This window comes from Malaciobacter halophilus (assembly GCF_002837275.1).
GTDB lineage: Bacteria > Campylobacterota > Campylobacteria > Campylobacterales > Arcobacteraceae > Malaciobacter > Malaciobacter halophilus.
Map to the genome: position 1 here is coordinate 1 of NZ_NXIF01000076.1, position 10,113 is coordinate 10,113.

General features: G+C 25.5%; 10 protein-coding genes. All 10 read right to left on the reverse strand.

The genetic code is table 11. The features are described from left to right. On the reverse strand, positions 1 to 999 hold a 999-nt coding region (locus CP960_RS13120), incomplete at its 3' end, for a glycosyltransferase family 4 protein (RefSeq protein WP_165777370.1). Then, complete coding sequence (locus tag CP960_RS13125; protein ID WP_101185926.1) at positions 989 to 2,488, reverse strand: glycosyltransferase family protein; 1,500 nt, start codon at positions 2,486 to 2,488, stop codon at positions 989 to 991. The genes CP960_RS13120 and CP960_RS13125, both read right to left, overlap by 11 nt. Next, positions 2,485 to 3,048: an SIS domain-containing protein gene (locus CP960_RS13130; RefSeq protein ID WP_101185927.1), complete on the reverse strand. Its 564-nt coding sequence runs from the start codon at positions 3,046 to 3,048 to the stop codon at positions 2,485 to 2,487. Before CP960_RS13130 ends, CP960_RS13125 begins: the two co-directional genes overlap by 4 nt. 9 nt (positions 3,049 to 3,057) lie before the next feature. Continuing rightward, positions 3,058 to 4,215, reverse strand: a complete 1,158-nt coding sequence (locus CP960_RS13135; RefSeq protein WP_101185928.1) for an acylneuraminate cytidylyltransferase — start codon at positions 4,213 to 4,215, stop codon at positions 3,058 to 3,060. Then, positions 4,212 to 5,063: a class I SAM-dependent methyltransferase gene (locus CP960_RS13140; RefSeq protein WP_101185929.1), complete on the reverse strand. Its 852-nt coding sequence runs from the start codon at positions 5,061 to 5,063 to the stop codon at positions 4,212 to 4,214. The genes CP960_RS13135 and CP960_RS13140 overlap by 4 nt, the downstream gene beginning before the upstream one ends. Positions 5,064 to 5,066: 3 nt before the next feature. After that, entirely contained in the window at positions 5,067 to 5,729 is a 663-nt protein-coding gene (locus CP960_RS13145) for a TylF/MycF/NovP-related O-methyltransferase (protein WP_101185930.1), read from the reverse strand. 5 nt (positions 5,730 to 5,734) lie between these two features. Next, entirely contained in the window at positions 5,735 to 6,616 is an 882-nt protein-coding gene (locus CP960_RS13150; RefSeq protein WP_101185934.1) for an N-acetylneuraminate synthase family protein, read from the reverse strand. A 4-nt stretch (positions 6,617 to 6,620) separates the two neighbouring features. After that, positions 6,621 to 7,364 (reverse strand): CBS domain-containing protein, encoded by a 744-nt coding sequence (locus tag CP960_RS13155; protein WP_228152086.1) that lies wholly within the window; start codon positions 7,362 to 7,364, stop codon positions 6,621 to 6,623. A gap of 1 nt (position 7,365) precedes the next feature. Next, positions 7,366 to 9,336: a motility associated factor glycosyltransferase family protein gene (locus CP960_RS13160; RefSeq protein ID WP_162919102.1), complete on the reverse strand. Its 1,971-nt coding sequence runs from the start codon at positions 9,334 to 9,336 to the stop codon at positions 7,366 to 7,368. Between the two features lie 167 nt (positions 9,337 to 9,503). After that, positions 9,504 to 10,113, reverse strand: a 610-nt coding sequence (locus CP960_RS13165; RefSeq protein ID WP_101185933.1) for a flagellin, incomplete at its 5' end; no start/stop codon positions are given.

Here is a 10,113-nt window from a genome sequence, read left to right on the forward strand (position 1 = left end):
TTCTAAATCATTATTATTAAATATTATTCCTAAATTATATTTTTTTACTATCTTTGCTATTGAGTGGAATTTTTCATTTATTAAAATAGGAATCCCACACTCTAAGTAGAATGCAAATTTACTAGTAATAGCATATTTATAAAGCTCATGATTTATTCCTGAAGCCTCTAGTTCAAAAAAACCAAAATGGTACTTATTTAAGATTTGAGAATTAAGAATTTTTCCTTTTTTTAAATTAAATCTTTTATTCATTTTATTTTCATAAATAAAATCTAAATAAAGCTTTTTTGAAGTGGTAAAATCTTCATAAACATCAGGGGGTAAAACAAAATCAATATTAATTTTTTGTTTTGTTAACTTTTTAATTGATCTTAAATGAGCTTTCCCTGGAAAATAATCTTCTGCCAAGCAAGATGAAGGTATTTTCCCTGCATATACTAGTTTTACATTTTTTGAATATTTAATTTTTGGTTTATTATTAAAGCTTTTTTTATTACAGTATTCAGGAAAAAACTTAAATTTATTTTTGTTTGTATTATACTCTTTTGCCCACAATTTTGCTTGTTCTTTTGTAAAGTGAGAAAGAATATTATCACAATTTTTAAAAATATATTCAATACTTTCATAATCTTTGTTATTTTGAAACAGATATTCATAAATTTCTTTTTCTGCAAAGTTCCAATCTTTTATATTAATCAAAACATTGTCAAAAGTTTTTACAAGTTTTGCTGCAAAGTAATAAGCACCCATCCAACTTCTATGGAAAATAAAATCATAATCTAAAAGTTTTATTATATTAAATATTTCTTCTTCATCTTTTACTTTATAAATATTTATAAAATCTTTTAGATTTTTATTGATATTTCCATCTTCTATATAAATTAAAGAGATTTTAATATTTTCAAAGTTTTTAAGCCACTTAATAATTCTAAATAAGGAAAAATCTTGTTTTTTAAATCTTCCATTTGGAGGAATTAAAATTAAGTGTTTATTTTTCACTATTTGTATCCTCTAAAATGGTTTTTTCAACTTTATTTACTAAATTTGCGTATGAAAACTCTTCTATTAATTTTTTTGAAATTTTTACTTTAGGCTCTTCTTTTAGTATTTTAAATAATTCTTCAAGGTTTTTAAATAATAAAAATTCATCTTTATATGATTCTCCTTCAAGTAAATAATTCTTTGTGCAATCATAAACTAAAGCAGTACAATTACTTGCGAGTGATTCTAATGTTCTTTGTTGTATTGTATAACTAGGATGTGTCACTATTGCATAGGTTGCACTATTATATACTTTAGAAATATCTTCACCATAATTTAATACTCCTTTATAGTATGGCTTTAGTTCTTCATACTCTTCCCATCCCCAACCATAAATTTCTAGTTCATAATCTATGTTATTTTTTACTAATTCTAAAAGAGTATAATCTCTAATAACTAATGGTATGGCATAACTATTAAAATATTGAATTGAACATTTAAATTTTCTAGCTAAAAACTTTATTTGCTCAAGATAAAAAGTACCTTGAGTTTTATAAATATCCAAAAGTTCTTGAATAATATCTTCTTTTGTTTCTTCTGATATAGTTTCTTCTATATTATTTAACTTTAAAGCATTTTCATATGGCATAGTATTGTTTTTATACGAACCTCCTATAAAAACTACTTTTTTCTCTTTTTTTATTTCAGGTCTTTTTTTATAAATAGAAGTGTCTATACAAAAATCTTGAAGTTGAGTATTTTTAGCTCCTTTGTTTTCTAATACATTTTTTATTCCAGGTAAAAGACAAAGTATATGGTCTCTTTTTCTTTGATTTAGTGGTTCATTATTTGTAACTATTTCCATAGCATCTTGAAACCATATGAAGTTATATACATACTCATTTAAAAATTCATTGTTCATATGATTTATGTTAAAAGTTATATGGGGTTTAAATTCATCAACTTTGTGATAATAAATCAGATAATCCATATCTTGCATATCATTTTCTTGAATTAAATGGCAAACTTCATATTTCCCTGTTTGTTCAAATGCATTTGCAATATTTTTAGAAATATGTTTCATAACAGTAGTTTCTTTATTTGAAGGTATTAATACTCTTAGTTTTTTATCCTGAAAATTAGGTTTAAAATTTTGTATTTGTTTTTTATAGATTTCTGCTAACGCTTCTCTTTCTTTTTCAACTTGTTCTAAAATATCTATAAAGGCTTTTGTAAACTCTTTTCGTTCTTCTTGAGAAATTTCTATATTATCATAATTTAATTTTGTAGGTCTTCTATTTTTTGTTGTTACAAAATAGTTATAAACATTCTCAAAAGGTACAAAGATACAGTTTGAAGGTGCATTTTTTAATTCTTTTTCTGCATTATAGTAACATATTTGGTCAAATGTTATTCTAGGATTTTGACCAATTATTTTATTGCATTTTTTTGCTTCTTCTAATGCTTTGCTTGCATCTAAAAAGTATGTATCAAAATACTGTATCATTTATACTCCTTTTTTAAATAAGAGAATAAGATGTGATTAAGTATCATATGTACATCTTCAACAATTCCATATTCTCCTTTTGTAGTTTCGACATGAATTTTTATATCAGATAAATTTTTTAAATCTCCTCCTTCAAAGCCACTAAAACCAACAATTATTGCATTTTGTTTTTTTGCATATTTAACTGCTTTTATTATATTCGCTGAAGTTCCACTACATGATATAGCAATTAAAATATCATCTTTTTTTATAATATCTTTTAATTGCATATAAAATACATTTTCAAAACCAATATCATTTGCTAATGCAAAGTTTACTGCAGAGTTGTCAGCTAAACTAATAACATCTAAATTAAGTCTATTTCTTCGTTTTAAACCTACACTTAAATCATTTGCCATATGTGAAGCAGTAGCTGAACTTCCACCATTGCCAATTATAAATACTCTACCTTTTGTTGAACGTAATAACTCTTCTAACTCTTTTAAACAATCTAAGTTTAAATTATTTAATGTCTTATACAAAGTATTAATATACTCTTTTGTAAATTCCTTAAACTCCATTTTATTCCTTTACAATAGTAAGTAGTTGATAAACTCTCTAACTGCTCCATCCCCACCACATTTATTTAATTGCTTAATATTTTTTATATTTTTTATCTCTTTTTGTGAATTAGCTGGACAAGCAGCAATTCCCACATTTTGTAGTAGTTCTTTGCAATTTATATCATCACCTATATAAGCTACTTCTTTTAAAGAAATATTCTCTTTTTCACAAATTTCTTTTGCTACTTCTAATTTCCCTTTGTATCCAACATCTTGATACAAATAGTCTATTTTTAGTTTTTTTGCTCTATTTTCTACTATTTTTGTTTTTTCACTTGTAATAAGACCAGTTTTTATACCTTTATTTCTTAGAAGTTCAAAACCTTTGCCATCATGTGTATTGAATTTTTTAAGCTCATTACCATAAATATCATAATACATTCCAGCATCAGTTAATGTTCCATCAACATCTGATAGAAATAGTTTTATCTCTTTTTTTTCTAATTTTTCTTGAGAGTTTAAGATATGTTCTTTCATATACGCTTCTGCAATATGCCAATCAAGTGGTTCATCAATCTCAATTGAAGTATAATCATGCATCACGTATAAATCAATCTCTCCTGAAAGTCTATTTTTATATTTTAAGATATTTTCTACACTATTTATATAAAAAGCTCCATTTTCTAAAAAAAAACCTTCAAAGTCTTGTCTTCTTGGTCTGTTTTTGTAGTCATAATTTAAAGCAGTTCCATCTTTATTCCAAAAAAATCTTTTTTCATTTACAACAGTAAGTAAAGAGTCTTTTTTTGATTTTTTTAACTGTTTTATTGCATTATCAAAATCATAACTTTGTGTGATAGGAGATGTAGCTTGAACTAATAAAAATAGGTCTTTGTCATTTTGTTTTTGTTTTGTTAAAAACTCAAGCATAACATCTTCAGTTGGTGAAGTATCTTGTGCGTTTTTAGCTTCTCTAATATAGATTTTTACTTTTTTAAAATTAAACTCTTCAATAGTATCAACAACTTCTTTACAATCAGTTGCTACATAAACAGTATCTATGTATTTAGACTCTTCAATAGCTTTCAAATTCCAATAAACTAATGGTTTTCCACAGAATTCTTTAATATTTTTAAATGGAATTGATTTGCTTCCACATCTAAGTGGAATAAATGCTATATTCATTTATCTTCCTTAATAAAACAAGCAATTATTGTATCTGTTGCTTGAAGTGATGCTAGTTGATTCTCATAAGCTTTACTTAGTTCTTCTGAGTCTAAGAAATTTCCCCATTTTACATGACCTGCTGGCTTTCCTTTACTAAGCCAATAAAGATGATTTGATAATGGATATCTTTGAATATGTTTTATAAATTCCACTTTTAATCCTGTTTTTTTTGCCAAAAGATTTAAAGTATGTGAAGTATATAAATATAAGTGACAACTCCAATAAGTAAAATGTGAAAAAGGCTCACTTTTATATATTGTAAGTAAAGCATCATTTGCATTTGGGACTTCAATTATTAGTTTTCCCTCATCTTCTAATAATAACTTTAATTTTTCTAAGATTTCAAGAGGCTCTTTTATATGTTCTATTACATGAAAAGAAGTAATAATATCAAATTTTGAGTTTATATTATCAAGATTGTTTTTTATATTTATTTTATCTTCAATATAAAAAGGAGTAACAGCTTTTTCTAACTCTACTCCTGTAACTTCTTTACAAACTTCTTTTGCAAGTTTTAAAAATCCACCATTTCCACTTCCAAAGTCTAAAACTTTTTTATTTAATAATGAATTTTTTAAAAAAGAGAATCTTCTAGTATCATCTTCAAAGGTTTCTTTTCTCCATTTTGAAAAATCAAAGTTTTTATGCATATTTGATTCTTCATAAAAATTCTCATTTATATGAGTGCTTTCAGATAAAAAAACAAGTCCGCATTCACAACATTCGAAAATCTTTAATTTTTTATTGTCCCTAACACTACCTGGTCTAGATTTATAGTTAATGCTATTACATAAAGAACAAGTCAATATTTATTCCTTTATTATGAATGAAGGAGTTAAACTAAGTGGAAGTTTTTGTATAGACTCTTTTTTATCTTTAAAGAAATCATCAACCGCTTTAGTTTCACCTGGAAATGTGCCATAATCATCAAAAATAATTACACCACCTTTAATAACTCTTGTATACATGTTTTCTAAAATAGTAACAGCAGGTTCATAAACATCAGTATCAATATGTAAAAGGGCAATTTTTTGATGTGTGTTCTTCTTACAATATTCTGGAACAGTTAAATTAATATCACCTTTTACAAACTCATAGTTCTCAATATTTTTATATTTCATTATCTTTTCAAGTTCTTCTAATTTAATACTATTTTCACCTGCACTATTTACAAAATTATCAAGATATTTTTTATCTTCTTCAAACTCTGTTTTAGGGAATGCTCCAAATATATCAAATCCTACTAGTTTTCTTGAGTTTTTTGCTTCCAGTAAGTCTCTAAAATGGGCAAATCTAAAAAAAGAATTTCCTTTAAATAAACCACATTCTACAATATCTCCTGGAAGAGTAGTTATTTTTTTGTAAAGTTCATAGTGAGCTAATAATTTACCAAATCTTGACTCTGTCGAAGTTGCATAAAAAGCATTTTCATAATCAAACATTTTTTCTATATTAAAGTTATTTATTTCCATTTTTACTACTTTCTATTTTTTAGTTTATCTCTTTGAACTTGTTCAATTTCTAAAATTTCATCTTTTTTAAATGTCAAAGCTTCATAAGTATCATTTAGTGCAATTACTAAATCATTTAACTCATTTGGTTCAAGAGAAGCTCCATGGTCTGTACCTTTCCATGTTTTATCTTTAGTAAAGTGTCTTTCTATCCATCTAGCACCTAAAGTGTAAGCAGCAATATCTAAAGCAACTCCTAAATGGTGACCTGAAAAGCCTATTTCATTTACTCTATTGCCATAATTTTCATATAACCAATTAATCTCTAATAATGACACATCCTTTGCAGGAACAGGATAACCAGATGTACAAGAGTATATTAAAAGCCTAGATTTCGCTTGGTTTGTCTCTTCAAAAAATTTAACTATTTGTTCAATTTCATTTTTTGTTGTCATTCCAATAGATAATTGAATTTGTCCTTTATACTCATCTCTTAATACTTTTAACATTTCAAAATTATTATTACATGCTGAAGGAACTTTTAAAAACTCAGGATTAAAACTAGCCATCTCTTTAGCACTTGTTACATCCCATACAGAAGTACTATAAATCATATCAATACTATCACAATACTCTTTTAATTGTTTATGTTGTTCTTTTGTAAACTCTAAAAACTCTCTATGTTCTCCATATGTTTTTCCATAAGAGTTTTTAGCAACTGGGTGGGGCGCGTTGTATTGCTCTTTTGTCAATAATTCCTTATTATTTCTTTTTTGGAATTTAACATATTTAGCACCTGCATTTTTTGCTAAGTCTATTAACTCTTTTGCAATTTGCATTTCTCCTTTGTGATTACAACCAATTTCTGCAATAATTTTTGGTTTTTTATAGTCATATTTAAAATTCATTTTATTAAGTCCTTCCATATTTATCTTCATATCTTATAATATCATCTTCTCCAAAATAATCACCAAGTTGTACCTCTGCAAAAATTAAATTCTCTTTTGTTGAACTATTTATTATTTTATGTTTACATCCTTTTGGAATATATACATATCTTCCTTGTTCTACTTTTAAAGTTGAATCTTCTAATATAAAAGTACCTTCTCCTTTTATGATTATCCAGTGTTCTTCTCTTCTTTTGTGTTTTTGTAAACTAAGTTCACCTTTAGGAAAAACAGTAATTATTTTTGACTGCACATGTTGGGCTAATAAAGTACTTTTATAAAAACCCCAAGGTCTAGGAAAAACTTCAAAATCCAATTCATTTTCATTTACTCTTGGAAGATGTTTTAAGTTGTATTCCATATCTTTTAAAAGCATTACATGAAACTGTTTTTTAGAGATAATATTTACTAGTTCCATTTTATCTGATACAACAGGAATATAGTTTATTTTTTCAGATTTAAAGTACTCAAATAATAAATTAAAACTTTCATTGTCAAAAATTTTTATAAACTCTTCATTAAAAGTTATTTCTTTATTAATATTAAGATTCTTTATTAAATCTCTTCTTATATCACCTTCTGTTGTTATTCCCAAAACTTTAGATTTTTTATCAATAACTACTAAAAATCCTTTTTTATTTTTATCAATTTTTTTTAATGCATCTTTTATTGTTGAGTTTTTATCTATACAAAAATCTAAAATTGACATTTTAATCCTTTATATCAGTCATAGCTTTCATTCTTTTTGTTAGTAAGATTAATGCTTCACACCAGTAATTTTTTAGATAATTAATAGTATTCATATCTTGAAGTTTTTTTTGTTCAATATTTAATACATAATTTATATAAGTATCAATTAATTCAATAAATTGTAAAAATAACTTTCCATATGTAGCATTACTCATCTCTTTTTTTTGTTCAAGAATCCAAATCATTAAATCAAGTTTTTTTTGTAAAAATTCATCTTTTGTTTTATAATCAATTTTTTGGAATTTTTTTACTTTTTGAATAATTGCTAAGAGTAAATTACTATCTTTTTTTAAATTCAAATTATCTATAGTAATTGTTACTTTTTCAAGAATTGATTTATTAAAACTCTTTTTTGGTATCTTTTTTGTATCTATATCTTTTGGATTTAGAGGAATCAATCCTTCAATATACGCACCATTTGATAAATTATAAGCTGTAAATTCTCTTGTATTTGTTTTTTTGTAGTCAAATATAAATAGTTCATAATCTTTTTTAAATCTATAAAGTTCTCTGTTTGTTTTTACACTATTTTTTAAATTACCTTTTACTTCTAATATATCTTCATCAGAAATACCTTTACTGTCCTTTTTTGAAGGTTGAAGTTTATCCATTACTGTTCTAGAGTTGTCTTTTGCATATCTACTACCTGTTTTTTGATTGAATGCAGCATCACTTCCCACTAAATATAACTCATTTGCTCCTAAAAATAATGAAATTGCAAAAGAGAAGGTTCCTACATTTGGAACAGAAAAGTAATATTCAGGTTCTTCAGATACAGGTAATACTTGTGAAAAATAGATATTTAAATCTTTAACTTTTTCTAAAACATCATCATGTTGTTGAGTAAGAAAGATTATTGCACTATTTTTTAAGAATTCTTTATTTTGTGTATCAAAAAAGTTTGCAACTAAATGTGAGGGGTCAATAGAAACTACAATATCAGGCACGATATTATTTTTTTCAAGTTTTTTTAGAATAATATCTACACAAACAATTATAAACTTATCTTGATTTTCATAAATCCAGTCAATTCTTTCATCAATAGAAGGTCCAGCACTAACAATTAGAACTTTTTTATTTTTTAAAATAGGATTATTAAATAAAAGACTTTTCTTTAGAAATTTATGTTTCAATGAGATGATTTTAATAGTTCTTGCAACAACTTGTAATGTAGCATTATATGAGAATGAAAGTGAAAAATTGTGTGAAAAGAAGTCAATTATTTCTTGTAAAATATACTCTTGTTCAAGGGAAAAAAGATGATATTTTATATTATAGTTCATATAATTATGATGCCTATCAAATTTTGATATTACATATTCTCTTTGAAAAGCATCATCTGCTACACTTAAAAATAATTTTTTATTATTTTTTTCAAAAGTAGAGTAGTCTAACAAAAACATAGATAGTCTAAAAATCTCTAAATTTGGTTCAATAATTAAGGTATTCATAGAGTCAATTTTTTTATAAATTTCATTTATGTGAATACCTGCTCCAACTCCAATAAAAATAAATTTAAAAATCTTTGAAAAAGTAATATTCTTAAAATCTATAATGCTATTCATGAAATTTACTAATGGGTTTAACTCACCTAATGTAGTCATTAAAGCAAGTTTATTATCTTTTGGGTCAACTCTTAAAAGATTTAAAGAATGTTTAGATGAAAAATCAACTATTTCTTTTCTTTTTTCTGCTTCAGTATAACTATTAAAGCCATATAGAAATTTATTTGTTTTAAGATCTAAAATATCAAAATAGCCTTCTTGTTTGAATTCTAAAGCATATCTTTCTTCATATATATTATTCTCTATTTCATAGGTAAGTTTATTTACTTTTTCAAAAGTTTTTTTGTGATTGTCTTGTAGAAATTTTAAGTTTTTAAGAAATTGTACATTAAGCATTTCACTTAAATTTTCAAATTCATCTTGCATCATTTGCCTTTTATTAAATTAATATAAATTGTACTTAATTTATACCAAAAAAGCTTTTAATAAACTAATATCCTTAAGGATTAAATCTTAAGGATATTAAAGTTTATAGTATTTGTATTATTGAAGTTCAAGTTTGAGTTGAAACAACTTCTATACTATGGTTTAGATTACTGAAGTAATCTTAGAACGTTTTGTTGTGTTGCATTAGCTTGACTCATTGCATAAGTACCAGCTTGTGCGATAATATTTTGTTTGTTGAAGTTTGCACTCTCTTGTGCATAATCAACATCTCTAATTACTGACTCAGCAGCTTTAATATTTGTTTGCTGTGTCATTTGGTTTCTAACCGCTGACTCTAATTGGTTTTGAGTAGAACCGAAGTCTGCTCTCCATCCATTTAGTGTATTAAGTGCAGTATCTAGTGTAGTTAAAGCACTTCTTGCATTTCCTGCACTAAAGTTAGCTGAATCCCCAGCTGCAGCTGCAGTTTGTACACCAGCTAAACTTAATCCACTAGTATTTGCTTGAACACCAGTACTAGTTTTAATAGTATCAGAACTAGTTTCACCCATTTGGAACGTTAATTGCGTTGCTGCTGCACTTGCTGCTGAACCTTGTAAAAGGTTTGTTCCATTATAGTTTGTTTGACTAGCAATATTATTTAACTGAGATAATAGTTTATCAATATCTTTACCAATTGCTTCTCTACCTTCTTGTGAAGTAGTATCAGTTGAAGCTTGAATAAGTTTTGTTTTAACTATATCTAAAATATTTGAC

Coding starts and splice junctions, on each gene's coding strand:
- CP960_RS13125 (WP_101185926.1), bottom strand. CDS start 2,488: ATGATACAGTATTTTGATACATACTTTTTAGATGCAAGCAAAGCATTA.
- CP960_RS13130 (WP_101185927.1), bottom strand. CDS start 3,048: ATGGAGTTTAAGGAATTTACAAAAGAGTATATTAATACTTTGTATAAG.
- CP960_RS13135 (WP_101185928.1), bottom strand. CDS start 4,215: ATGAATATAGCATTTATTCCACTTAGATGTGGAAGCAAATCAATTCCA.
- CP960_RS13145 (WP_101185930.1), bottom strand. CDS start 5,729: ATGGAAATAAATAACTTTAATATAGAAAAAATGTTTGATTATGAAAAT.
- CP960_RS13150 (WP_101185934.1), bottom strand. CDS start 6,616: ATGAATTTTAAATATGACTATAAAAAACCAAAAATTATTGCAGAAATT.
- CP960_RS13155 (WP_228152086.1), bottom strand. CDS start 7,364: ATGTCAATTTTAGATTTTTGTATAGATAAAAACTCAACAATAAAAGAT.
- CP960_RS13160 (WP_162919102.1), bottom strand. CDS start 9,336: ATGCAAGATGAATTTGAAAATTTAAGTGAAATGCTTAATGTACAATTT.